General features: G+C 40.3%; 21 protein-coding genes and 1 tRNA gene. 15 read left to right on the top strand and 7 right to left on the bottom strand.

Features of this window, described 5'->3' with window-relative positions; all coding sequences use genetic code 11:
• Nucleotides 1-37: 37 nt before the first annotated feature.
• Entirely contained in the window at nucleotides 38-1,027 is a 990-nt protein-coding gene (locus E0H89_RS05940; RefSeq protein ID WP_131215443.1) for a LysR family transcriptional regulator, read from the bottom strand.
• Between the two features lie 802 nt (nucleotides 1,028-1,829).
• Here E0H89_RS05940 and E0H89_RS05935 point away from each other — a divergent pair.
• Entirely contained in the window at nucleotides 1,830-3,431 is a 1,602-nt protein-coding gene (locus E0H89_RS05935) for an isocitrate lyase (protein WP_131215442.1), read from the top strand.
• Nucleotides 3,432-3,570: 139 nt separating this feature from the next.
• Here the strand turns inward: E0H89_RS05935 and E0H89_RS05930 are convergent, their stop codons facing one another.
• Nucleotides 3,571-3,945: a diacylglycerol kinase gene (locus tag E0H89_RS05930; RefSeq protein ID WP_131215440.1), complete on the bottom strand. Its 375-nt coding sequence runs from the start codon at nucleotides 3,943-3,945 to the stop codon at nucleotides 3,571-3,573.
• Nucleotides 3,946-4,487: 542 nt separating this feature from the next.
• Here E0H89_RS05930 and E0H89_RS05925 point away from each other — a divergent pair.
• The 3 genes from E0H89_RS05925 to E0H89_RS05915 all read left to right on the top strand — a co-directional run bounded on the left by E0H89_RS05925 (nucleotide 4,488) and on the right by E0H89_RS05915 (nucleotide 8,801).
• Nucleotides 4,488-7,589 (top strand): multidrug efflux RND transporter permease subunit, encoded by a 3,102-nt coding sequence (locus E0H89_RS05925; RefSeq protein WP_131215437.1) that lies wholly within the window; start codon nucleotides 4,488-4,490, stop codon nucleotides 7,587-7,589.
• A 251-nt stretch (nucleotides 7,590-7,840) separates the two neighbouring features.
• On the top strand, nucleotides 7,841-8,431 hold the full coding sequence (locus E0H89_RS05920; protein WP_131215435.1) for a DUF4112 domain-containing protein: 591 nt from the start codon (nucleotides 7,841-7,843) through the stop codon (nucleotides 8,429-8,431).
• 19 nt (nucleotides 8,432-8,450) lie between these two features.
• Entirely contained in the window at nucleotides 8,451-8,801 is a 351-nt protein-coding gene (locus E0H89_RS05915) for a DUF8817 family protein (protein ID WP_131215433.1), read from the top strand.
• A 66-nt stretch (nucleotides 8,802-8,867) separates the two neighbouring features.
• On the opposite strand, the gene htpX is transcribed toward E0H89_RS05915, so the two are convergent.
• Both htpX and E0H89_RS05905 read right to left on the bottom strand, forming a co-directional pair.
• Complete coding sequence (gene htpX, locus E0H89_RS05910; protein WP_131215431.1) at nucleotides 8,868-9,773, bottom strand: protease HtpX; 906 nt, start codon at nucleotides 9,771-9,773, stop codon at nucleotides 8,868-8,870.
• A gap of 142 nt (nucleotides 9,774-9,915) precedes the next feature.
• On the bottom strand, nucleotides 9,916-10,782 hold the full coding sequence (locus tag E0H89_RS05905) for a lytic transglycosylase domain-containing protein (protein ID WP_131215429.1): 867 nt from the start codon (nucleotides 10,780-10,782) through the stop codon (nucleotides 9,916-9,918).
• Between the two features lie 499 nt (nucleotides 10,783-11,281).
• Between E0H89_RS05905 and ttcA the strand changes: the two genes are divergently transcribed.
• Both ttcA and E0H89_RS05895 read left to right on the top strand, forming a co-directional pair.
• On the top strand, nucleotides 11,282-12,202 hold the full coding sequence (gene ttcA, locus E0H89_RS05900) for a tRNA 2-thiocytidine(32) synthetase TtcA (RefSeq protein WP_131215427.1): 921 nt from the start codon (nucleotides 11,282-11,284) through the stop codon (nucleotides 12,200-12,202).
• 215 nt (nucleotides 12,203-12,417) lie between these two features.
• Nucleotides 12,418-12,801 carry an SCP2 sterol-binding domain-containing protein gene (locus E0H89_RS05895; protein ID WP_131215425.1) on the top strand — a complete coding sequence of 128 codons (384 nt, stop codon included), beginning with the start codon at nucleotides 12,418-12,420 and terminating at the stop codon, nucleotides 12,799-12,801.
• A 60-nt stretch (nucleotides 12,802-12,861) separates the two neighbouring features.
• Here E0H89_RS05895 and E0H89_RS05890 read toward each other — a convergent pair whose 3' ends face one another.
• On the bottom strand, nucleotides 12,862-13,971 hold the full coding sequence (locus tag E0H89_RS05890) for an MltF family protein (protein WP_131215423.1): 1,110 nt from the start codon (nucleotides 13,969-13,971) through the stop codon (nucleotides 12,862-12,864).
• A gap of 365 nt (nucleotides 13,972-14,336) precedes the next feature.
• Between E0H89_RS05890 and greB the strand changes: the two genes are divergently transcribed.
• Both greB and E0H89_RS05880 read left to right on the top strand, forming a co-directional pair.
• Nucleotides 14,337-14,831 (top strand): transcription elongation factor GreB, encoded by a 495-nt coding sequence (greB, locus tag E0H89_RS05885; protein ID WP_131215421.1) that lies wholly within the window; start codon nucleotides 14,337-14,339, stop codon nucleotides 14,829-14,831.
• Nucleotides 14,832-14,921: 90 nt separating this feature from the next.
• Nucleotides 14,922-15,011, top strand: a tRNA-Ser gene (locus E0H89_RS05880).
• Nucleotides 15,012-15,370: 359 nt separating this feature from the next.
• Here the strand turns inward: E0H89_RS05880 and E0H89_RS05875 are convergent.
• Nucleotides 15,371-16,321 (bottom strand): LysR substrate-binding domain-containing protein, encoded by a 951-nt coding sequence (locus tag E0H89_RS05875; protein WP_131215419.1) that lies wholly within the window; start codon nucleotides 16,319-16,321, stop codon nucleotides 15,371-15,373.
• 249 nt (nucleotides 16,322-16,570) lie between these two features.
• Here E0H89_RS05875 and E0H89_RS05870 point away from each other — a divergent pair, with 249 nt between their 5' ends.
• From E0H89_RS05870 to E0H89_RS05845, 6 genes are all read left to right on the top strand, one after another.
• Entirely contained in the window at nucleotides 16,571-17,794 is a 1,224-nt protein-coding gene (locus E0H89_RS05870; RefSeq protein ID WP_131215417.1) for an acyl-CoA dehydrogenase, read from the top strand.
• A 281-nt stretch (nucleotides 17,795-18,075) separates the two neighbouring features.
• Nucleotides 18,076-19,353, top strand: a complete 1,278-nt coding sequence (locus E0H89_RS05865) for an MFS transporter (protein ID WP_131215415.1) — start codon at nucleotides 18,076-18,078, stop codon at nucleotides 19,351-19,353.
• 39 nt (nucleotides 19,354-19,392) lie between these two features.
• On the top strand, nucleotides 19,393-20,064 hold the full coding sequence (locus tag E0H89_RS05860) for a 3-oxoacid CoA-transferase subunit A (protein WP_131215413.1): 672 nt from the start codon (nucleotides 19,393-19,395) through the stop codon (nucleotides 20,062-20,064).
• Nucleotides 20,061-20,717 (top strand): 3-oxoacid CoA-transferase subunit B, encoded by a 657-nt coding sequence (locus E0H89_RS05855; protein WP_131215411.1) that lies wholly within the window; start codon nucleotides 20,061-20,063, stop codon nucleotides 20,715-20,717. Before E0H89_RS05860 ends, E0H89_RS05855 begins: the two co-directional genes overlap by 4 nt.
• Nucleotides 20,718-20,758: 41 nt before the next feature.
• Complete coding sequence (locus E0H89_RS05850; protein WP_131215409.1) at nucleotides 20,759-22,033, top strand: DcaP family trimeric outer membrane transporter; 1,275 nt, start codon at nucleotides 20,759-20,761, stop codon at nucleotides 22,031-22,033.
• Between the two features lie 38 nt (nucleotides 22,034-22,071).
• A complete protein-coding gene (locus tag E0H89_RS05845) occupies nucleotides 22,072-23,256 on the top strand; it encodes an MFS transporter (protein WP_131215407.1) in 1,185 nt (394 codons plus the stop codon).
• 50 nt (nucleotides 23,257-23,306) lie between these two features.
• Here E0H89_RS05845 and E0H89_RS05840 read toward each other — a convergent pair whose 3' ends face one another.
• Nucleotides 23,307-24,530 (bottom strand): CaiB/BaiF CoA transferase family protein, encoded by a 1,224-nt coding sequence (locus E0H89_RS05840; protein WP_131215405.1) that lies wholly within the window; start codon nucleotides 24,528-24,530, stop codon nucleotides 23,307-23,309.
• 368 nt (nucleotides 24,531-24,898) lie between these two features.
• Between E0H89_RS05840 and E0H89_RS05835 the strand changes: the two genes are divergently transcribed.
• Entirely contained in the window at nucleotides 24,899-26,170 is a 1,272-nt protein-coding gene (locus tag E0H89_RS05835; protein WP_131215403.1) for an MFS transporter, read from the top strand.
• Nucleotides 26,171-26,208 lie beyond the last annotated feature (38 nt).

The raw sequence follows: 26,208 nt of genomic DNA, 5'->3' as shown, positions 1-26,208 counted from the left end.
ATAATCTTAAAAAAGAAGAATTTAAGAATTTTTACGCTTAATAGTGAGAAAATTGTGAGTTATTGCTTAAAAATTCACGATTTTCTTCTTCAATCATTTGACGGGCTACATACAGAATAAGCTGACGTAACCAGCGGTGTGCAGGATGATGGTGCAATAATGGACACCAAGCCATTTTTAATTCAAATTCAGGAATATAAAACGGTGGATCTTTGAGCAGCAGGTTTGGATTGTTCGATTGTAATTTTGCAATACGGCTTGGGAGAGTGGCAATCAAGTCAACATTGGATGCCAAAAGTGCAGGCATTTGATAATGACGGGTAAAGACAGAAATTTTACGTTTTTGACCAATACGTTCTAAAGCCTGATCAATCCAGCCAAGACCGGCTTGTTTATCAGGATTGACACCAAAGCCAACCCCCATACCAGTTTTAGATACCCAAATATGTTGTGCATCTAAATAGCTTTTAAGATTTAAGTTTGCGCTAGCAGGATGTTTGTTGTTGAGTAAACACGAAAAACTGTCACGCCAAACCAAGACCTGATGGAAACTTTGTGGAATTTCATTGAATCGGTTAATGGCTAAATCAACTTTACCCTGTTCCATGTCACGGTAAGACACGTCACTTGGGGTTAAAAAGTCGAGAACCACATTCGGTGCTTCTGAACGCAAAGCTTTAACCAGCCGAGGAACTAGAGTCGCTTCGGCATAATCAGAGGTCATGATGCGGAAAACGCGATTCGAGGTATAAGGGCGGAATTCTGTACGAGGTTCCAAAATCATGGATAAATCAGCAAGAGCATCTCGGATTCGCGGCTGAAGCTCTAAAGCACGTTCTGTTGGAGTCATGCCTTCAGAAGAACGAATTAAAAGCGGATCATTAAATAAATTACGTAGACGACGTAAAATATTACTCATGGCGGGTTGGGTAACGCCCAATTGTTCTGCTGCGCGGGTTACATTTTTTTCACGTAAAAGAACATCAAGGTAAATTAATAGATTGAGATCGACCCGCTCCAGATTCATATAAGAAATACCGATAATAAAACCATGAAATTATATTGATTATGCCATAAGCGGTAAGGCTTGTGTAGGAAATATGATGAAGAAAAAATCGGTATAAAAGTGAATTTGTTATAAATTTAGTCATTTTATAGGAGCTGAATTCTTGATAATTATCAATTGGTTTTTAAGAAAATTAGAATATAAGTTTGATAATCTGCATAACTTCAATAGAGGGAGTTTAAAGTTTAATTTTCGACTTATACAATTCGCTCAAATAGAGCAGTTCTAATTGTGTCGATGTTAATTGAATGGAAAGGCCTTGAGGTGAAAAGCTGTATTTCATAAATTTATACTGAAAAGCGAAATGATCCTTTTACAGCTCAGGTTTTGAATAGATAAAAAATAAGAACACATGATTTGATGAAATAAAATACAATTGTATTTTTAAAATACTAAGGATTAAATAATAAAAAAACAGAGGAAAATGGAGCAGATAGTTCTTTTTTAATAACCCCTATACTTAGGTCTAATGAAAAATAAAACAGCATTTTGCTTATTTGTTATACAAAAAAAGAATTTTTGTTTTTTCAATATAGTATTAAAAATTAGTAATTTGTGAAATATAGGGAGAATTATAATTAGACTTTAATCTACATATTTTTTAAATAAATACTGAAGATTCTTGCAGACTATTGGATTAATTATTTGACTGCATCTAAGCTGTATTCATTGCAACGAAGCGCTCTAAATCTGAACAAATCAATATCTTGCAGATTTAGTCCTTTGATTGATGAAATCCTAAAATTATATACAGGAAAATATCATGACTACATACCAAACAGCGATTGACGCAATCCGCGAATTAAAAGCAAAATTCGGCAACACTTGGCGCGATATCAGCCCAGAAGATGCTGCGCGTATGCAAATGCAAAACCAATTCAAAACTGGTTTAGACATTGCTAAATATACTGCTGCTATTATGCGTCGTGATATGGCTGAATATGATGCTGATTCTAGCAAATATACTCAATCTTTGGGTTGCTGGCACGGTTTCATCGCACAACAAAAAATGATTGCGAACAAAAAATATTTCGGTACCACGGACAAACGTTACATCTACTTATCTGGTTGGATGGTTGCTGCACTTCGTTCAGAATTCGGTCCACTTCCTGACCAATCTATGCACGAAAAAACTTCAGTACCTGCATTGATCGAAGAAATCTACACTTTCCTTCGTCAAGCTGATGCGAAAGAATTAAATGACTTGTTCCGTGCGCTTAAAAAAGCAAACGAAGCAGGCGATACTGCTAAAGCGGCTGAAATTACTGCGCAAATCGATGGTTTCCAAACTCACGTTGTACCAATTATTGCGGACATTGATGCCGGTTTCGGTAACGAAGAAGCAACTTACTTGTTAGCTAAGAAAATGATCGAAGCGGGTGCTTGTGCACTACAAATCGAAAACCAAGTATCTGATGCGAAACAATGTGGTCACCAAGCCGGTAAAGTAACTGTTCCACACGAAGACTTCATCGCTAAGATCCATGCACTTCGTTATGCATTCTTAGAAATGGGTCTTGATGACGGTATCATCGTTGCGCGTACTGACTCTGAAGGCGCTGACTTGACTCAAAAAATCCCAGTGGTTAAAGAGCCAGGCGACATCGCTTCTCAATATATCGGTTTCTTGGAAACGTCTGAAATTGACATCGCTGATGCACAAGAAGACGAAATCCTGATCAAACGTAACGGTAAATTACACCGTCCTAAACGTTTACCTTCTGGCCTTTACCAGTTCCGTGCTGACACTCAAATTGACCGTGTTGTACTTGACTGTGTATCTAGCCTTCAAAACGGTGCTGACTTACTTTGGATCGAAACTGCAACGCCAAACGTTGACGAAATCGCTCACATGGTTAACCGTGTACGTGAAACAGTGCCAAATGCTAAGCTTGTTTACAACAACAGCCCATCATTCAACTGGACTTTAAACTTCCGTCAACAAACTTATGACCGTTATGTTGCTGAAGGTAAAGATGTATCTGCATACGACCGTGCTAAATTAATGAGCGCTGAGTATGACGAAACTGAATTGGCTGCTGACGCTGACGAAAAAGTACGTACATTCCAGGCAGATGCTTCTCGTGAAGCGGGTGTGTTCCATCACTTGATCACACTTCCGACTTATCACACAGCTGCTCTTTCTACACATGAGCTTGCTAAAGGTTACTTCGGCGATCAAGGTATGCTTGCTTATGTTGCTGGCGTACAACGTAAAGAAATCCGCGGTTCAATCGCATGTGTTAAACACCAAGCAATGGCTGGTTCTGACATCGGTGATGATCACAAAGAAATCTTCGCTGGTGACAACGCGCTTAAAGCGGGTGATGACGCTAAAAACACAATGAACCAATTCGGTGGTTAATCCTCCCGAATGATTCAAAAAGAACCCTGCGAAAGCAGGGTTTTTTTATAATTGTTAAAATAGAATAAAAAAGAGAACATAAAAATATGTTCTCTTTATTGTTTTATATAGTAAATAACTTGATAGGGAGTAAAAAATCTTAGGGTACTAAAATAATCAGCCAAGTAAAGAAAATAATCGCCAGTGCAACAAATTGCGCAGCACTACCCATGTCTTTAGCACTTTTTGAAAGCTCATGTTTTTCTAAAGAAATACGGTCTACCACTGCTTCAATCGCTGAATTAAATAATTCAACAATGAGTGCCAACAAACACACCGCAATCATCACGGCTTGGTCTACACGGGATACATTAAGAAAAAAACTCGCAGGAATTAGAATCAAATTTATAAATACAATTTGACGAAAGGCAGCTTCATTAATGAATGCAGTTTTAAAACCCGAAAAAGAATAATGAGTGGCATGGATAATACGCTTAAAACCGGTTTTGCCTTTAAAGGGGGAATATGAGTTCATAACTAAAAATTTTCATCAATTTCAGACACCATAGAACAGATTTATTAAACAGAGATTAATTTCAAATGCTTTATGATTAAATTTTCTTATGATAAAAATATGTAACATCAAAATGTTAAGAATAGTTCTTTTGCATCTATCATGTTGCGGTCTCTCTCAATTTGAATCCTAAAAACTATATTCTTGGGTGATGTTTCTATGAGCTGAGTGAATCTAATTAAATTTAGATTGAATTAAGGGTTGCTTATATTGAATTGAATAAAGTGAATCTATTTTCAGCTGTTGAGGGTGGATATAAAAAGCAATCTTGTTCAAGCAAGGATTAACAGTCTGATGAAAGAAGATAGGGAATGAACTGGCGGATAATTCGAGATCAAATGATATATCTTCATAGTTTCTCCTTATTTATGATAAAAATTGTTTTTTCTGTTAAATGTTATTGTATTTTGATTTTTAGTCACTGAATATCAACCTTAATAAGCGATCTTAGAATTCATTCTAAGGTATAGCAACACCACTTCTTTAACCTGCGATCAAGTCATATGCTGTCGAAATTTTTTATTCAACGACCTATTTTTGCCGGTGTACTGGCCATTATTGTGATGGCTTTTGGGCTTTTTGCGGTGCTGAATTTGCCTGTGGAGCGCTATCCTGATATTGCACCGCCACGCATTACGGTGAGTGCAACCTATAATGGTGCTTCAGCAGAAACAGTCGAAGAAAGTGTTACCCAAGTTTTAGAACAACAAATTAAAGGTATTGATCATCTGCTTTATTTTAGTTCAAGTAGTGATTCATCGGGTCGTAGTCGAATCAGCATTAGTTTTGAAAATGGCACAGATCCTGATACCGCACAAGTTCAAGTACAAAATGCAATTAACGGGGTAGTGAATCGTTTACCTGAGGATGTACAACGTCAGGGGGTGAATGTATTTAAGTCCCTTGGCGATACCCATATGGTGATTGGCTTGTACGACGCCTCGGGTAAAAGTGACAATATTGCACTGTCAGATTATATGATGACGCATTTGGAAGAAGAGCTGGCGCGCATTGAAGGCGTGGGTGAAGTTGATGTTTTTGGTTCGCAATATGCAATGCGGATTTGGTTAAATCCCTTAAAATTAAAACAATACAATTTAATGCCCAGTGATATTCGGGCAGCAATCGAAGCACAAAATACCCAAGTCGCTGCTGGGGCAATTGGTGATTTACCCACTCTCAAAGACCAATACCTAAATGCTAAAGTGACTTCAGGCTCACGTTTAAAAACCGTGCCTGAATTTGAAAATATTATTGTCAAATCTGCCCGCGATGGAAGTTTTATCTATTTAAAAGATGTCGCACGTATTGAGTTAGGTGCAGAAAATTATCAATCATTCAATACCATTAATGGTTTTGAATCTGCCGGAATGGGGATTTCCTTAGCTTCGGGTGCGAATGCTTTGGCCACTTCAGCCTTAATTAAAGCGGAGGTCGATCGTCTTTCGACACAATTGCCTGAAGGCTACAAACTGGTTTATCCACGCGATAATACTCCCTTTGTACAAGAGTCCATTAAGGAAGTAGTCAAAACACTGTTTGAAGCCATATTGCTGGTAATTGTAGTGATGTTCATCTTCCTGCAAAACTGGCGAGCGACACTTATTCCTGCCATTACCGTACCTGTGGTCATTTTAGGTACCATGGCTGTGCTCTATGTGCTAGGGATGAGCATTAATACCCTAACTTTATTTGCTTTGGTACTGGCGATTGGACTCTTGGTTGATGATGCCATTGTGGTGGTTGAAAACGTCGAGCGCTTGATGCATGAAAAGCAATTAACGGCGAAACAAGCGTCGATAGAGTCCATGCAAGAAATTAGTGGTGCATTGATCGGGATTACCTTGGTGCTGACTGCTGTATTTATTCCCATGGCATTTTTTGGTGGCTCAACCGGAGTAATTTACCGCCAATTCTCAATTACCTTGGTTGCAGCCATGGCCTTATCTCTGGCCGTTGCTCTTATTTTAACGCCTGCTTTATGTGCACTGATTTTAAAGCCCAATCCACAACCGGCCAAATGGGCGCTGTGGTTTAATCAAAAATTGGATGCTTTAAAACATCGTTATTTAAAATTATCTACTCTTACCATTCAGCATAAAGCGATTTGCTTAGTCATTTTTGCCGCACTCATCAGTGTTTTTGCTTTATTTTATCGTGCCTTACCGACCAGTTTTATTCCAAGTGAAGACCAAGGCATTTTAAGCGTACAGTTTAAATTGGTCGATGGTGCACCGATGTCGAAAAGCCGTGAAATTGGTGAACAGATTCGACAATATTTTCTGGAACATGAAAAAGATAACGTGAATTTAGTGATGATTCGCTATGGACGTAATTTTTCCGGCACGGGACAGAATCTGGGTCAGGGTTTTATTGCCTTAAAACATTGGGATGAGCGTTCTGGTAAAGAAAACTCGGCACAAGCAATTCGCGAACGTGCTTTAAAATATTTCAAAAAAAACCCCAATGCACAAATTAACGTCAGCATGCCATCTTCGGTCAGTGGTTTAGGTCAAACTGATGGACTGGATTTTTGGATTCGCGATGTTAATGGTCAGGGACGTCAATTTTTGGACACTCAATTTAAGCAACTTCAGGAACAGGCAAAGCAATATTCCACTTTTGAAAATCTGGATAAACGTTCCAATCCGGATAAAGCCGAACTGAAAGTTAATGTAGACCAAAAACTGGCTATGGCCAACGGACTCTCACAATCTGCAATTAACAGTACCTTGTCCAGTGCCTGGGGCGGCAGTTATATCAATGACTTTATTGATCGTGGCCGGATTAAACGCGTGATGATGCAGGGGGATGTCGAATTCCGGTCCAAGCCTGAAGATTTGCAGTATTGGTATGTGCGCAATGATGTAAATCAAATGGTGTCATTTAGCAATTTTGCCAATGTGACCTGGAGTGGGGGGCCTGAAGTAGTGAACCGTTATATGGGGTATACCGCGCTGCAAATGGAAGCCGATACTGCAAAAGATGTGAGTTCAGGCCTCGCCATGCAAGATGTTGCCAAACTGGTTGGACAGCAGCCCGGTATTGATGTGGCATGGAGCGGTTTATCTTATGAAGAAAAACAGTCCAGTAATCAGGCCTTGTTGCTGTATCTGATCTCAATTGGCTTTATTTTCCTGTGCTTGGCTGCACTTTATGAAAGCTGGTCAATTCCTAGTGCTGTGATGAGTGCCATTCCTTTAGGGATTGGCGGAAATATCCTGTTCAGCTATTTTGTCGGTTTTCCCAACGACATTTATTTCCAGATTGCTCTGCTCACCACCATTGGCCTGTCGTGTAAAAATGCCATCTTAATTGTTGAGTTTGCATCGCTGGCTCAGGATCAGGGGCGCAGTGTGATTGAAGCCGCCTTGGAAGGTGCAAGCCTGCGTTTGCGTCCAATTCTGATGACTTCGCTTGCCTTTGGTGCAGGGGTAATTCCATTGGTCTTTGCCTTTGGTGCAGGGGCTGCTAGCCGCCAGGAAATTGGAGTGAGTGTTTTAGGTGGGGTAATTTTTGCGACCGTGTTGGTGCTGATTTTTATTCCATTTATGTATGTTCTGATCCGAACTGTATTTAAAGGCAAAGCTCAACAGGAATCTTAAACAATCTCCATCATCTCATAAGTATGATCTTAAAGATGCTTATTGGGTGAGGGGTGCTGCAGTTATGAGCCATGCAGCAGCAGCCAGATGATAAAAAGTCATATGGGCAAATATAGGAGTCTGGTTATTCATCCTTATTTGTCATTTTCGATCATTGAACTGCTGTATTAATCATATCGATACACAGCGATAAGAAAAGATATGATGTAATCTCAAGTGTTTAGATAATGCTTTCCTGGGAATTAAGGCTTATGCCAGAGCAACAACAAAAAAAACTCAGTCAGCAAGAAGTTGTACGCCTCGAACGGGATTTAGCCAAGTTTGCCAATATGATGGACTCTGTGGTACGTATTCCGTTTACTAAACAAGGCGTCGGGGCAGATGCTGCTTTAAGTACGATTCCCATTGCCGGAGATGTCGCAGGTTTTGTCTTGACCTGTTATGCCATTTATAAGGCTAAGCAAATAGGGGTACCACAAAGCAAGCTTAATCCGGTGATGAAACTGGCTATGCTGGATGCAGTGGTGGGTTTTGTCCCTGTAGTAGGAACGGTTTTTGACGTTTTTATTCGTCCCAGTCGTAAAGCTTTAGCGATTGTGCATGAGCATATCCGAGAGGAATACCAGATTGGTAGTGATTTACATGTGGTTCATCCATTTCTGCATGAAAGTTTAGAGCGTAAACAGCAGAACTCGGCTTTTTGGCGAAATCCTGTGGTAGCTTGGTTGTGGTTACATATTCCTGATCTTTTAGGTACAATCGTTTTAGTATTGATGCTGATTGCGATGTGGTTCGGTTTGAGCTGGTTATGGCAATGGTTTCAGGCTATGAATACTTTTTGATTTTTAGTGGGTAAAATCTATGGATTATATTGCTGCAAACTTACCTGCAATCAATGTTGAAGAAACTTGTGATTTTTATCGTATGCTCGGTTTTCAATGTTTGCATCAATCAAAAGAATGGCTGATTCTAAATCGGGGTAGTTTGAGTTTAGAGTTTTTCCATCATCCCGAGCTGGAGCCAGAAACTTCTTGGCATAGTGCGTGTATTCGTGTTCAGGATTTGGCAGCACTTTATCATGCGTGGCAGGGTTTAAATTGGTCTGCATTTGCACTAGCACGAATCACTGCTATAGAACACTTAACTGAAATAGAGATGTTCTGTGTTATTGATATCAACGGCAGTCTGTTGCGTTGTATTCAGCAGCATTAAAAAAGCCTCCATGTGGAGACTTTTTGATATTCAATTTAATTAACCAATATTTTTAATCAAACCATATTATGGGCAGTTAAGCTGATGTAGGGCAGCTACACGTTGTTCAATCGTTGGGTGGGTCTGGAATAAAGCTGCCAAGCTGAACCCTTCTTCCTTACCTTCCGCAATTGCAAATGCTTTCATTTCTTTAGGCATTTGATCAGGCAATTCTGATTCTGCCTGTAAACGTAATAATGCAGAAATCATGGCTTGTTTACCGGCTAAACGAGCACCCGCTTCATCGGCACGATATTCACGCTGACGCGAGAACCACATGACAATAGAAGATGCCAAAATACCAAACACGATATCCAGGACGATGGTAATACCGAAGTAGGCCAGACCCGGTGCTTCGCCGTCTTCACGACCAAACACATTACGGTCAATAAAGTCACCAACGACACGTGCAAAGAACATCACGAAGGCATTGACCACACCTTGGATCAAGGCAAGGGTCACCATGTCACCATTGGCAACGTGACCAATTTCATGCGCAAGTACCGCACGAAGTTCGTCTTTGTTCATTCGTTCGAGTAAACCCGTTGAAACGGCTACTAAAGCGTCGTTTTTGTTCCAACCTGTGGCAAAAGCATTGGACTGATAAGAAGGGAAAATACCCACTTCTGGCATGTTAATACCAGCGCGTTGCGACAATTGCGCAATTTCTTGTAATAACCATGCTTCTGCTTGGTTACGAGGCGCATTTGGGTCAATTAATTCTGTCCCAGTAGTTTTTTTCGCCATCCATTTTGACATGAACAGGGAAATGAGAGAACCAACCATACCGAAGACAAAACAGATGACCAATAGGTTGCCTAGATTTAAGCCACCCGCGCCATGGTAACTACCGACACCGAAGAGTGACAAAATAATGCCAGCTACAACCAGTACCGCGAGGTTGGTAAGCAAGAACAAACCAATCCGCATCATTGAGAGAATCCTCTTATAATAAAAAAATAATCTGATTTATGAATCAAAAATCATGTTAGTAAATATGAGGTGTAAGTCTTAAAAATTCAAGAAGAAAAATAAGTAATTCTGTTGGATGAGGCGGATTAAAAAAATGACTTTATTAGTCGCTAATTGAAATTTTTGCTGAAGCCGTGGCATGTGCCGTGGCGTAAGAGCCTATAGGTGCGTCCGTAAAACTCCCATCAGAGGCCATAATAATTTGGCGTTGCGCGCTATAGTGCGGTGTCGAGCTGGAAGAAGACTCATCAGGGGAAGATTGCGCAATAATTTTTGCATTATTCGAGTAGGAGTCGCTACTTGAACCGTTACTGCCAGCAATTCCACTAGAGTATAAGTTGCTATAACGACTGCTGACCCGTCTTACATAATCCTGCGTTTCTTTAAAGGGAGGGATGCCGCCATATTTGGCAACATTGCCTTCACCCGCATTATAACTGGCTAAAACCAGGGAGGTATTACCGTTAAAGCGTTTCATTAACCAAGACAAATATTTTGCCCCCCCCATAATATTTTGATGAGGATCATAAGCATTTGAAACATTAAAGCGTCGCGCCGTTGCTGGCATCAGTTGCATTAATCCTTGTGCACCGACTGGAGAACGTGCATTGACGTTAAAACCGGATTCAGTATGCATGACTGCTTTAATCAAGCCTTCAGAAATGCCATGTTGCGATGCTGCTTGTTTAATAATCGGGTCAAATGCATTTTTATTTCGACTGTAGCTGGGCAAAACTGAAGCTTCTGAACTTCCCCAGTTACTATAACTATGCATATTACTGTCAGGGTAGTAAGTCTTTTTTTCTACTTTCAAATGGCTATAGCGGCTCTGTTTATTGGTGAGCAAGGTAGTTCCATTTGACTCTTTTAACTGATAAATAGTTTGACCGGCATAACTGCTCGATGCAACCAAACCAACTGTTACATACCCCAACAAATAAAGACCGATACTTACAAGGTTATTTTTCATTTTTTTATTTAGAAAAAATCTGCTCCAAACAGTTCAACAGGAGTTTAACAAAAAAAAACAGAATAAAAAGCTTTGTAGAATTAATTTCTCAACAAGTTTGTAAAAAGCAAGTGCTAATTGTAGAGAGAGTAATCAAAAAATATTTTAATTTTTTTTTAATCAGGATAACTTGACACTAATAACATACTGATTATTAATAATATTTAAATTGATTAAAAAATGATCAATTTAAATAGAAGCCTTAAATAATAGGACAGACACCTTGTCAAGCCTTTTGAAATCCACAAAGTTATCCACAGGTTTTGTGGACAACTGTGGAAAAGTACAATTGGTAAGCGTTGTGCATAAAATTTGAACTCTAACGTCTAAAATAACACTTGCTTGATTACGTGAAAATGACAATGAAGATCAATTTTCAGAATTTACATTCTTTTGGTGCTTGTTAACTCTGAATCGGCTAAAATTGCGCGGTATTTTTATTTATGGGTAAATCTCGTCTATGTACTCGCCAGTTGAGTCCGAACAAGGATTTAATTTCAAACCAGAACTGCCAACAAGTTCGGCATATTACCGTTTGTTGAAAAAGCTTCGCCGCCAAGTCGGTCATGCCATTCGTGATTTTAAAATGATCGAAGAAGGTGACAAGGTGATGGTATGTATTTCTGGTGGTAAAGACAGTTATACCTTACTGGACATAATGTTGCAGTTCAAACGGATTGCACCCGTAAACTTTGATGTTGTTGCGGTGAACCTAGACCAAAAGCAGCCAGGTTTTCCTGAAGATGTCTTACCACGTTATCTGGAAGAAAATAACATTCCATATTACATTCTGGAAAAAGACACCTACAGCATTACCAAAAAGCTGACCCCTGAAGGTAAAACCTATTGTGCGGTTTGCTCGCGTTTACGTCGTGGTTCCTTATATGGCTTTGCCCAAGAAATTGGCGCGACCAAAGTAGCTTTAGGTCATCACCGTGATGACATTATGGCAACTTTCTTCTTGAATCTGTTTCATGGCGGTAGCTTAAAAGCTATGCCACCAAAACTGTTGTCATCTGACAAGAAAAATATTCTGATTCGTCCACTGGCGTATGTGGAAGAAAAAGATATTATTAAATATGCAGAAATGCGTCAGTTCCCGATTATTCCGTGTAACTTGTGTGGTTCACAGGAAAATTTACAGCGTGCCATGATTAATAATATGTTGCGTGAATGGGATGCACAGTATCCGAAGCGTTTACATAGTATTTTCGGTGCCATGCAAAATGTATCGCCTTCGCAACTGGCCGATCGTGAACTGTTCGACTTTGAAGCTTTAGATGAACAACGTGAAATTGATTTTACCGGTAGCTGTTCAACAGAAGAGGAACCGCAAAGCAAACGTATTAATATGGTGAACTTAGGCTTTGCTGCTGAATAATCGTTGTGGTAGACATCAGTTTTAGGATTGGTGTCTATTTATATATTTGATTCAGTTAAATAATGTATTAGAAATATAAAAATTGAACGTATCGTGCAAAAAACTTTAAGCAGAAAACAATTTTACATGCTATAACAATCCTCAAGCATAAATAGCTTCACAAAGATGTTGTCTGGATAGGCGACACAAATGAACGAATAAATTGAGGAAAGATCATGCCTACCTTTTTAACTGATGATTGGTTTTCAACTGTAGAAACCTTAACTGCGCAAGCGGGTGATTTAAACTTGCCACCTGCATTGGCAAATTTAGCAATTAACTTGGTGGTTACAGATGTACAAGGCAATACAGAATTGTCTTTGGATGGTGGGGCAATCAAAAAAGGTTTATCTCCAAATGCCAAAACCACTTTGAATATGGATGGTGAAACCCTTCGTAAAGTATTCCTGGAATTTGATATGGCTGCTGCTATGCAAGCCTTTATGACCGGGAAAATTAAGGTTCAAGGTGATATGTCACAATTGATGGCTTTACAAACTGCCAAGCCAAGCCAAGAACAAAAAGATTTATTTAAGAAAGTGCTTGAGCAAACAACTTAACAAATTTTAAGCATAAAAAAAGCTTACCCAAAGGTAAGCTTTTTTTATATCTAGGATATATTAAATATTCACTAACTCTGAAGTTTTAATATGTTCTAAATAGGCACGAATACGTGTCACATATTGTACTGCTTGACGATAACGTCCATTACTGGCCTTATTTTTATCCAAATAACTGTACAGATTAACCCAGTTGTTTGGGTTTTTACCTTGTGCCCGAATGCGTTTCTGAATCTGATTTACTGCACCTGGCCCCATATTATAAGCCACAAGTGCGTACCAGTTGCGGTCAGGAAAAGGTACGTCTGAATAGCGGCTTAACATCTGGTCGTAATATTTTGCTCCACCTTCAATACTTTGGGTAGGATCAGTTCGGTTACTGACCCCCATAGCCTTTGCGGTATTGTTGGTGAGCATCATTAAACCACGCACACCAGTAGGCGAGACGGAATTAGGTTTCAGGTAAGACTCCTGATAACCAATCGCTGCTAACAGATGCCAGTCTAAATCATATTTAGCTGCAGTAGTTTTAAAGCTGGCTTTATAAATCGGCATACGCTTATTCAGATCACGCTGAATAGTATCCCAAGCTTGTTCTTCTACTACATTCTGGTTATAGAATGAAGCAAGTTGTCGAATTGCACCCGATTGTTTGCCTTTGCAGACAAAACCACTCGCAGTTTGGGTGAGTGGATCATCTGCATGTTTAAACACCCAGTTCAGGTTGGTATTCAAGCCATTCTGTTTCAAGCTGCCCATATCACCACAAGTTGCAGAAAAAGAAGTTAAACGCTTCTGTTCAATTGAACTGAGATTTGCGGTGGTCATGGCAAAGTTGGCTTTACCTTGGGATACCCATTTGAGTGCAGTCGCATTATCCGGTACGGTTCTAAAGATCAGCTTAACATTTAAGCTGTTGGCATAGTTGCGTGCCAAGTCATAACCAAAACCATGTAGATGCGCACCATCTTTAAATACGGTGGTCGAATTTTCGACTGAAACGACGGTGAGTTGCTTGCCGTTAACTACAGAATCGTACTGGGACGATTTACTTGCATTAATACTGTGAAACGGGATTAACAAGGTACTGAATGCAAGAATTTTTAATGAGAGAGAAGATTTTAAAGAGTTAAGGCAAAGCCTCACTCCAGAAGTTGAACTACTGTGCATGTTGTCTCCGCTACAAGTAATTTATGCCCTAAAAAGCAAAGGCGCACATGCCTCAAGCTTCTTCAAGTTTGATAAATTCAATAAGGGTAGGGCAGTCATGACGTCATTCAAAAATGACATTGGATTAAAAGGAGAATAATGTAGAATTTCTACATAGATTAAAAAATAGACGATTTGAGAACATGCGCGAATAATAAGGGTGAAAAATAAACTTGTCAAATTTTGTACTAAAGTTTTTGGAGGTATGTAACATAAGGAATTAATTTAATTGAAGAATTAATTTTATAAACTTTAGTTATGTGTAAATAGCGGATAAAATAGGCCATTCTTGTAAACAAAATGTCAGTAAAATATCAAAAGAGACTATGAAATCTAACTTAATTACACGTTCTGGGCATGATAAATTAGTCGCAGAATTACAACATTTGTGGCATGAAGAGCGACCAGAAATTACCAAAAAAGTAAACTGGGCGGCGAGTCTGGGCGATAGATCGGAAAATGCTGACTACCAGTACAATAAACAAATTTTACGTAAGATCGACCGTCGTGTTCGTTACTTGGGCAAGCGTTTAGAAGAGCTTAAAATTATTGATTTTTCACCTGAACAAGAAGGAAAAATTTATTTTGGCGCTTGGGTGGAAATTGAGAATGAAGAAGGCGACCAAAAAACTTTACGTATTGTTGGTGTGGATGAAATTTATGATCATCATCCACAGCATATTTCGATTGATTCGCCTATGGCACGTGCCTTGCTCGGAAAACAAGTCAATGATGAAGTTGAGGTGCTAACTCCCTTAGGTAAGAAACAGTGGTATATCAATCAAATTCGTTATGAAATGCCTGAAAATTCAGCAAATTAATATATTTTGTTTTTATTTTAAGCGGTTGATAAGAAAAATATAGAAAAGTATTTGCCAAGATCAGATTTTATTTATATCATAGCCGCCATTGGAAGCGTGGCAGAGCGGTTTAATGCACCGGTCTTGAAAACCGACGAGGGTGTGAGTCCTCCGTGAGTTCGAATCTCACCGCTTCCGCCAAATTCAAAACCCCGATTATTAATCGGGGTTTTTTATTGTCTAATTTTTTTATTCATAAAAAACTAAAGAATAAATAAAGAAAAAATTTGAATGATATTATGGGGAATTAGAATTGATGAACATTAACTAGATATCGATGTCATTAATTAAAAAATCAAATGTGAAAGTCTTTAAGTGAGCACTTATTGAGATTTGATTACCGTGAGTGATCAAGGAACGGAAAATTAGCTTCGCAAAGTATAAAAATACACAGCAGAGCGCGATTAAAAAACACTTCAATAACACGATTTCAATTCATTATTGATATCTCAGTTGAACTAAAGAAGCATCGGAATGAGTTGCTTTATTCCTCTATATTTCTATCCATCATCTTTGGTTGATGAAAGCAGTAATTCTTGTTGAATCCAATCAATAAATTTTTGGATCAGAGGAGAGGACTCTCGACTAGAATGCACTAAATAATAAGAACGGCTTCCTTCGAGTTTTTTACTTGATGCGATGACCAATTCTTTATTTTGAAGTTCTGACTCGATCAGGATTTGTGGAATAAGTGCCATACCCATTGATTGTTTGGCTGCTACCGCTAACATGGAAAACAGTTCATGCCGATGACCCATGTCAGATTTCGGATGAAAAATTTGATGGGTTTTAAACCATTCCTGCCAAATGCTAGGGCGGGTGGTTTGTTGTAACAGTGGAAGTTGGGTGAGTTGTTCAGGGCTTAAATCATAGCTATATTCATTAATCCTTTGTGCATCGGGAAAGTTTTTTAAAATAAGCTGTGGGGAACAAACAGCAATCAGGTCTTCTTTCATTAAATAATGGGTTTGTACGTCTGGCCAATGCGCGATTTGCTGAGGTGTTCCTGCATATATGGCTGCATCAAAGATGGTTTCATTAAACAGAAAGGGTTTGGTGCTGGTTTCCAAATGGACGGTAATTTCAGGATAAATTTCATTAAAGCGATGCAATTTAGGGAGCAGCCAACAGGTGGCGAATGTAGGAACCACACCTAATTTTAATGTTCCGCCTAGACCTTTGTGCGCCATAATATCTAAAGTGCTTTGCTCCAGACCCAATAAATAAGGTTTGATCAGACTGTAATATTGCTGTCCTGCAAGGGTGAGTTCGACGCCATGTCGGGTACGGGTGAATAATTCAAGCTTTAGAAATTCTTCGAGTTGTTGAATTTGCCGTGACACTGCACTTTGGGTAATACACAGTTCTTGTGAGGCATGGGTATAACTGGCATGTTTCGCCGCAGACTCAAAACATAATAAACTTTGTAATGATGGGATGTAACGACGCATAGATAAATCTTTTTATCTGAAACTAGATATTTTAAAATGACATATGAAGATGCGAAACCTATTCAACTTTAGTCTAGAAATTGAATAATATCTGACAAATAAATTCGCTAAATCCCTTGTTATCTACCTGCTTAAAATAAGATATGCGTAAATGGTATATCTGCATGAAAATTTATCGTTTGAAAGAATCTTTTTTCCCCCCTAGCATCGAGTCAGATAAATACAACATGATATCGAGCAGAGGACGCGATGAATCAAATGATCAATACCAAAAAAACAGCAAAAGTTCAGTTTAACTGGCAAGACCCGTTTTTAATCGAGCAGCAACTGACCGAAGAAGAGCGCATGATTCGTGATTCTGCCCAGGCCTATTGCCAGGGTAAATTGTTGCCGCGTGTCCTAGAACAGTTCCGCCATGAAACCACCGATGCCTCTATCTTTCGCGAGATGGGTGAGCTGGGCCTGCTGGGTCCCACCATTCCGGAACAGTATGGCGGTGCAGGGCTGAACTATGTCAGTTATGGCCTGGTGGCACGTGAAATTGAATATGTCGATTCAGGTTACCGTTCCATGGCCAGTGTACAAAGCTCGCTGGTGATGGTACCAATTAATGAATTTGGCTCGGAAGAACAGAAACAGAAGTATCTGCCGAAACTGGCCACCGGTGAATATATCGGCTGTTTCGGCTTGACCGAGCCGGATCATGGTTCCGACCCTGGCAGCATGATTAGCCGGGCCAAAAAGGTCGAGGGCGGTTACCGTTTAAGTGGCGCGAAAATGTGGATCACCAACAGCCCGATTGCCGATGTGTTTGTGGTTTGGGCCAAAGAGGTTTCAAAAGAAGGTAATGTCGGGGAGATCCGCGGCTTTATTCTGGAAAAAGGCTGGGAAGGGCTGTCTGCACCGGCGATTCACGGCAAGGTCGGCTTACGTGCCTCGATCACCGGTGAAATCGTGATGGATAACGTGTTTGTACCTGAAGAAAATGCCTTTCCAGAAATCCGCGGCCTGCGTGGTCCGTTTACCTGCCTGAACAGTGCCCGATACGGCATTGCCTGGGGCGCGATGGGGGCGGCTGAATTCTGCTGGCATACTGCCCATCAATACACCATGGACCGTAAACAGTTTGGCCGTCCACTGGCGGCCAACCAGCTGATCCAGAAGAAACTTGCTGACATGCAAACTGAAATTGCACTGGGTTTACAGGTTGCCTTACGTTTTGGCCGGATGAAAGATGAAGGCATTGCATCGGTTGAAGGGACTTCACTGATCAAACGCAACAACTGCGGCAAGGCGCTGGATATTGCCCGACTGGCGCGGGACATGCTCGGTGGGAATGGCATCAGTGACGAGTTCGGGGTAGCGCGTCATCTGGTCAATCTGGAAGTAGTCAATACCTATGAAGGCACCCATGATGTGCATGCCCTGATTCTGGGTCGTGCACAAACCGGCATCGCTGCATTCGGTAATTAATGTAATAAAAATAAGCCAGTAAATTTTTACTGGCTTATTTTTAATTGTATTTTTAAGCAAAACTAAAAATCAATATTGATAATTATATTTCGCTATAAGAAATAATATTTTATTATTATTGTTTTTTAGATTTAAAAATGGTTTATTAATATCATATTTAACAGGCTACTTTAAATTGGGACACAGCTGAATCAAGTGTTTCATTAATACTTAAATAGTCCATAAATTTTTAAAAAATTTGTAGAGCACAGGAGTGCTTGAAGAATAATAGGGAACAGCTAATGACAGTAAGTTCAGAACAGGTCATATTAGACAACACCGATACACCGAAAAAGAAAATATGGATTCTGGCATTTATTTTTTCTTTTTTAGCATTACTGGTGGATGGTGCAGATATTGCATTCCTTTCCTATAGCTTGACCAGTTTAAAACAAGAATTTTCATTAACCAGTATTCAAGCGGGCGCTTTAGGCAGCTGGACACTTGCCGGCATGGCTATTGGAGGTTTCTTCGGTGGATGGGCCTGTGATAGATTTGGTCGCGTACGCGTCATTGTTATCGCAATTGCCTTATTCTCGTTACTTACCTGCTGGCTCGGTTTTGCAGAAAGCTATGAGCAATTTAAATGGCTGCGTTTTATTTCCGCAATTGGATTAGGCGCACTTTACATTGCCTGTAATACCTTAATGGCAGAATATGTTCCAACTAAATACCGCTCTACTATATTGGCAGGCTTGATGACTGGATGGACTTTAGGTTCTGTGGTCGCAACCCTTTTAGCAGGCTGGCTATTGCCAGAGTTTGGCTGGAGATATTTATATTACATTTCCATCATTCCAATCGTTCTTGCAGTGGCTATGTATTTCTTGGTGCCTGAACCGCAAGCCTGGGTTGAGTCTCGTCGTAAACGTCTGGCTGCACAAGCAAGTGGAATCGTTGAACAAAAACCTAAAAATACGTTCAAAATGATCTTTCAAGATACTCTCAGCCGCCGCATGTTCATCTTATGGTCATTCAGTACAGCATTCTTACAATTCGGTTATTACGGTGTCAGTAACTGGTTGCCAGCATATTTAGAGTCAGATCTAGGAATTAAGTTCAAAGAAATGACAACTTATATGATTGGCACATTCCTGATCATGATGTGTACTAAAGTCATTGCAGGCATCATTGCCGATAAAATAGGCCGCCGCGCGGTATTTACTTTCGGTACGGTTGGTACAGCTATTTTTATTCCCATCATCGTGTTTGGTAATACACCTGACAATATCTTATGGCTGATGTTGTTCTTCGGTTTCTTATATGGCATTCCATACGGTATTAACGCGACATACATGACTGAAAGTTTTTCGACCAAGGTTCGTGGTACGGCAGTCGGAGGAGCTTATAACGTCGGTCGTTTAGGCGCGGTATTGGCACCCCTTACGATTGGTTATTTTGCGCAGGGCGGTTCAATTGGTACAGGCTTGCTCATTATGGGTGTGGCTTATTTCTTGTGTGGTGTAATTCCTGCCATCTTTATTAAAGATCGTTTATTCGATCCACAAAAAGCAGACTAATTTAATTCTTCAAACGTATATACAGTGTTAGGGAACAGCATGATTAATAAAGTCACAACGGATATTGAGACAGTCCTTAAGTCAATACCAGATGGTGCACGCATTATGACCAGCGGTTTTGGCTTGGCAGGACAGCCTATCGAGCTGATTGAAGCGCTGATTGATTTTGGTCCGAAAGATTTAACCATCATTAATAATAATGCAGCTTCGGGTGATCGTGGTTTAACCAATCTGCTACTGTCTGGTTTGGTTAAAAAAATGATTTGTTCGTTTCCTAAAGCCAACAATTCCACTGTTTTTGAGGATTTATATAAAGCCGGAAAAGTTGAGTTGGACCTGGTTCCGCAAGGCAATCTGGCTTGCCGGATTCAGGCTGCAGGTGCTGGCTTAGGGGCAATTTTCACGCCAACCGGGTATGGCACCAAAATTGCGGAAGGCAAGGAAACGCGCTGTATTGAGGGTAAAAATTACGTGCTGGAATATCCAATTTATGCTGATTATGCCTTGATTTATGCCCATCAGGCCGATCGCTGGGGTAATTTGGTTTATCGAAAGGCAGCTCGAAACTTTGGTCCACTCATGGCCAAAGCAGCTAAAACCACAATTGCTCAAGTACATGAAGTGCTTGAATTAGGCCAGTTAGATCCAGAAGTGATTGTGACACCGGGCATTTTCGTTCAGCACGTAGTTAAAGTTGGAGATATTAAATGATCATCCAAAAACGCAGCCGTGAACAAATTGTAGAACGCGTTGCCCAGGATATTGCGCCGGGTTCATATGTCAATTTGGGTATTGGCTTGCCAACCAAAGTTGCAGGTTATTTAAAACCTGAAAATGAAATTATCTTGCATTCAGAAAATGGAGTTTTAGGTTTCGGTGCTTTAACTTCTCCAGAACATGCAGATGATGACTTGATCAATGCCGGTAAGGAGTTAATTAGCATGTTGGGTGGTGGCAGTTTCATGCATTCGGCAGACTCGTTTGACATCATGCGTGGTGGTCATTTAGACATCTGTATTTTGGGCGCTTTTCAGGTCGCTGTGAATGGCGATCTGGCTAACTGGCATACCGGTTCTGCCGATACTGTTCCTGCTGTGGGCGGCGCAATGGACTTGGCAGTAGGCGCACGCTGTGTCTATGTGTGTATGGAACATCTGACCAAAAATAATCAACCTAAAATTGTGAATGAACTGACTTATCCTTTAACTGGTGCAAATTGTGTGAACCGGATTTATACGGACTTGTGCATTATTGATTTAAAAGACAATCAAGCCTTCGTGACAGAAATTGTAGAAGGTTTGAGTTTTGAAGAACTACAGCAAAAAACTGGTTGTGTCTTGATTGATACGAGAACCGCAGCATAAATTTATTTTCAAACCATTGATTTGATTTATTAGGGAAAATAATGAAAAAATTAATTTTAGCCGCAGCTTGCGCTGCGGTGACAGGGACTTCTTTTGCCGAAACTTCGACAACAGAGCAGCGTATTAATTTGTTGGAAGCGGAATTACAGCGTTTAAAACAGGAAGTATCTGCCCAGAAAAATACCAATATTCAATTGGTTCAGCAGCAAGAACAATTCAATACGGAGCTTAAATCTGCAGCGCAAAAAAATAGTGGCAGTTGGACAGACAATGTGGATGTTTATGGGATTTTGCGTTTAGATGGTGCCATAGACTTTAAAGATACCACGGCTGCGCGTAGCCGAACTTCAAATCAAATTAATAAAGTACCGTTTGATGCCGCTCAAGGTAAGCGCTCTGACTTCACCATTGCAGCCTCGCGTATTGGCTTTGATATTAAAAATCTGGCAGGTCGTGAAGATGTTAAAGCTAAACTGGAAGCCGATTTCTGGGTTGACAATGGTAAAGGCGATGGCAAACTTAGAATCCGTCATGCCTATGTAAATTTTGATGACTGGTTATTCGGTCAAACCTGGTCATTGATGTCAAATATGGAAACCATGACTGAAAGTATTGACTACACCCAGTTTTTAGGGGTTTCCACTACACGCTTGCCGCAAGTACGTCGTGATTTCAATTTTAATGCAGCAAATAAATTACAGTTAGCTTTGGAATATGCAAGCGATCGCACCTCTGAACTACCGGCATTAACTGCAAAATATATTTACAAGAACCAGGCCGTATTATTGATGGGCCAAGGGTTTATCAATGAAAAGCGCGCTGAAGTGGATAATCGTGATATTGATAAATTGAGCTGGGGCGTGGGGTTAGGTGCACGCTATAAAATTACTCCAAAACAGTCTGTTCAAGCCAATTATTACCATGTCAAAGGTGATCAGAAATTTGTGTCTTACACCACACAAGGCTCGAGTAGTGATGGTGCAGCAATGGGAGGGGATTATTCTGTAGATTTGAACAATAACTCACTTTTGCAGAATGAGTTTGACAGTTTGACGCTAGGCTACTCGCATAAATTCAATGATCAATGGCGTGGCAATATTGCGACCTCCCTGATGAAATTTGAAGATGATAGTGCATATGCAAAAGCAAATATCACCAATAACAAACAACTAACCGATCATGCTATTAATCTGATTTATACCCCACGTCCTTATGTCGATTTGGGCGTGGAATATCATCTGGGGGAGCGTAAAAGTTTTGAAGGGAAAACGGCAGACATTTCAAGGGTAAACCTGTCTGCACAATATAAATTTTAATCGTTAATTTGAAACATCGTACGGAAAGCACAGATCTCATGAGTCAATCTTTATTTAGCCGAAGCTTTATTTTAATTATGGCGATCACTTGTGGGGTTTGTGCCGGTTCCAACTATTATAACCAGCCGCTGATTTATGCCATGGCTAAATCCCTTGGAGTAACGGTTGAACAGTCAGCCGTAACGATTGTGATTAGCCAGTTTGCCTATGCTTTAGGGCTGATTGTCCTGATTCCTTTGGGAGATAAATATTCCAAACGTAAAATCATTATTAGTTTAATGGTGATCTGTGGATTGGCCCAAATTTGTATTTCTTTTTCGCAACAATTGTGGAGTCTGTATTTTTTTACCTTTATTGCCACGACCTTCTCAATTGCCTCTCAAGTTTTAATTCCTTTCATTTCCAGCATTGTTGAATCAGAAAAAATGTCGGAAATTATTGGCACACTGATGAGTGGACTATTTTTAGGGATTTTACTGGCACGTTCCTATGCCGGAATTATTACCACTATCGCAGATTGGCACCTGGTTTATCTCAGCAGTGGATTACTCATTATATTATTAGCTGTAGTGATGTATTTTAAATTACCTGTTCCTACAGCATCGAATAAGAATCTAAAACTCATGCAGATTTATAAATCGATGTTCAGTATAGCCATGCATTCGCCACAACTCATCCGTCGGAGTTGTGTAGGTGCCACGGCATTTGCATCCATGATTCTTGCCTTAAGTACCATGGCTTTTGTGTTGGCTAATCCACCTTATGCATTCTCGGAACTTTATATTGGCTTTTTTGGATTTGTCGGAGCTGCTGGGGTATTCGCAACAAAATGGGCAGGTAAGCAAATTGATCAGGCCAAAGAAAAACTTGTGGCAGTACTAGGCTGTGCTCTGCTTATCGTTCAATGGTTAATGCTATATTTCGCACAACATTCACTCATGGCATATGTTTTTGGCTTGCTCTGCGGCTATTCGGCACTTTCGATGCTCCATGTGCTAAATCAGAGTTTGATTTTACGTTCAGCCGATGAAACGCGTTCAAGACAACATTCTATTTATATGTTTATCTATTTTATGGGGGCTGCTGTTGGTTCCATGGCCGGATTATACGCTTGGTATCATTGGGGATGGACCGGTTGCTGTATCGTAGGTTTAGCTTTTAGCTTAATGACCGTGTTTTTCGATGTATTGGATCGAAAACACATGCAGGCTTCCGCAATATAAGCCAAATAAAAAGTAATCTTATGATTCCTTTTTATTTTTTATGAAAATTTTTAGCGTTGCTGAATCACTTTTTTGTTTTTAAATTCCTCAATTTCATCCGGGCTTAAAAACTGGCTTAAAATAGCATCGGTATCTTCACCTAAACATGGTGGTGCTTTCTTATACTCCACAGGTGTTTTGGATAATTTTATTGGTGAACCAATAGAGGTGTAATCTTCCCGTAAAGCATGCGGCATTTGAATCACCAACTCACGGGCAAGTACCTGCTCTTCTTCCAAAGTCTGTTTTAAATCATTAATCATACCCACCGGTACTTTAACCGCATGAATCAGATCTACCCAGGTTTTTGCCGGCTGAGTGTAAAAATGACTCTGTAGAATCTTCGTCAATTCCTCGCGGTGCTTAACCCGTCCTGAATTTTTCTGAAAGCGAGGATCTGTGGATACATCTGGCAAGCCAATTGCCTGACATAAAGCTTTAAATTGCAAGTCATTGCCACAGGCAATAATAAACTCACCTTCCTGCGCCTTAAACACCTGATAAGGCACAATATTGGCATGTGCATTACCAAAGCGACCCGGCACTTTGCCTGAAGTGAGATAATTCATGGCTAAAACAGATAAAGAGGCGACCTGGGTGTCTAGCAGCGCCATATCAATATGCTGACCTTCACCAGTTTTTTCCCGAGACAGTAAGGCAGCTTGGATGGCAATCGCAGAATATAAACCGGTGGTCAGGTCGGCAAAGGCCAAACCGGCTTTTTGCGGGCCACCGCCTGGCAGGTCATCACGTTCACCTGTGACGCTCATCATGCCACCCATACCTTGCACAATAAAATCATAACCCGGTTCCTGCGCGCGTGGCCCATGTTGTCCAAAACCGGTAATCGAGCAATACACCAATCGTGAATTCAATTGACTCAGGTTTTCGTAATCCAGACCATACTTTTTTAAAGACCCGGCTTTATAATTTTCAATCACCACATCACTTTGCTGGGCAATTTTTTTAATAATGCTTTGGCCTTCAGGTGTAGATAAATCGACCGCAACAGAGTGTTTGCCGCGATTGGTAGAGAGATAATAAGCTGACTCATGCGTGTCTTCGTGCTTATCATTTTTTAACCAAGGTGGTCCCCAGATGCGCGTGTCATCGCCATGATCCGGTTTTTCAATTTTAATTACTTCTGCACCTAAATCAGCCAAAATTTGACTGCACCAAGGGCCGGCTAAAATACGGCTTAAGTCCAATACGCGAAAGCCTGTTAAAGCACCCATTGTTACGCTCCCTGTCTTATCTTATTCAATGTTATTTAATTTTCATTAATCATATAAAAACTATATTAAAACGACTTAATAATCAACTTTATGGTAATTTATTTCGTATGACAAAATTATTTATCGAATTTTATTGAAAATTCACGATATCTTGATTACCCTAAATCAGCTTTAGAGTAATTATTCAAATCAAGATGGGATCAAGACCATCGCTAAAGAATCATTAGAAAAACAGGAGCTGTGAGTGAACGATCTGAACTATGGATAGTTAGATATACATAGTAAAAAAGCATTCATCCAGATAATGGTTGAGTTATATGCAAACTGGACAATAAACACAGGATAGGGAACAACAAGGATATTAACCCATGACGGATTTAATGAGAGCGTTAGAAAAAATTAAGCCCACCACCAAAAGGACACAGCAAATTGCTTTTGTATTTGCTTTTTTAGCCTTATTGGTCGATGGCGCAGACATGCTGTTGCTGTCTTTTAGTTTAAACAGTCTGAAAGCTGAATTTGGTTTGACCAATTTGCAGGCAGGAACGCTTGGAAGTTTTACCCTTGGTGGTATGGCTATCGGTGGTTTTATTGGAGGATGGGCCTGCGACCGCTTAGGTCGTGTTCGTACCGTGGTCATTTCTATCCTTATTTTTTCAATTTTAACGGCGGCACTCGGCTTCACTCAAAATTTTGAACAATTCGCGGTATTACGTTTTCTTTCCGCTTTTGGTATAGGTTCTCTTTATATTGCCGCCAATACACTGATGGCGGAGTATGTCCCAACAGAATACCGAACAACGGTATTGGGAACATTACAAGCCGGTTGGACTGTAGGCTATATTGTGGCAACTTTGCTTGCCGGTTGGATTATTCCAGACTACGGCTGGCGTATGCTGTTCTTTGTCGCAATTATTCCGTCTGTACTTGCCATCTTTATCCAGAAACTGGTTCCGGAACCAGAATCCTGGCAGCGTGCCAGACTGCAACGGTTATATGCGCCTGCTGAGGCTACGGCAAATCAACCTATCAAAAAGAGCACAGCCAAGGAAATTTTTGCCGATCCTCGAAACCGCAGAATGTTTATTCTCTGGATTTTTACCGCCGGCTTTTTACAGTTTGGGTATTACGGGGTCAACAACTGGATGCCTGCCTATCTGGAGTCTGAACTACATATGGATTTCAAATCGATGGCGGGCTATATGATTGGTACTTATGTCGCCATGATTTTTGGTAAAATTTTGGCCGGTTTTGCTGCAGACCGTTTAGGGCGTCGCTTTGTCTTTGCCTTTGGTGCGATCGGTACAGCGATCTTTCTGCCGGTAATTGTCCTGTTTAATAGCCCGGATAATATTGCCTATTTACTGATTTTCTTCGGTTTCCTTTATGGTATTCCGTATGCCATTAATGCCACGTATATGACCGAAAGTTTTGCGACCTCTATTCGTGGTACAGCAGTCGGTGGAGCTTATAATGCCGGACGTATTGGCGCCATGTTTGCCCCAGCCATTATTGGTGCTGCTGCAAGTGGTGGATCAATTGGCCTGGGCTTCCTGATTATGGGCGGTGCATATTTCCTATGTGGCGCGGTATCGGGGATCTTTATCAAAGACCGTCAATATGACCCGCAAAAGGCATAATAAAAGCTATAAAGAAGAAAAATGAGCTTTTATAGGCT

The organism is Acinetobacter sp. ANC 3781 (assembly GCF_004331285.1).
Taxonomy (GTDB): Bacteria; Pseudomonadota; Gammaproteobacteria; order Pseudomonadales; family Moraxellaceae; genus Acinetobacter.
The sequence above is the reverse complement of the archived record's forward strand: the minus strand, read 5'-3'. Positions and strand labels throughout refer to the sequence as shown.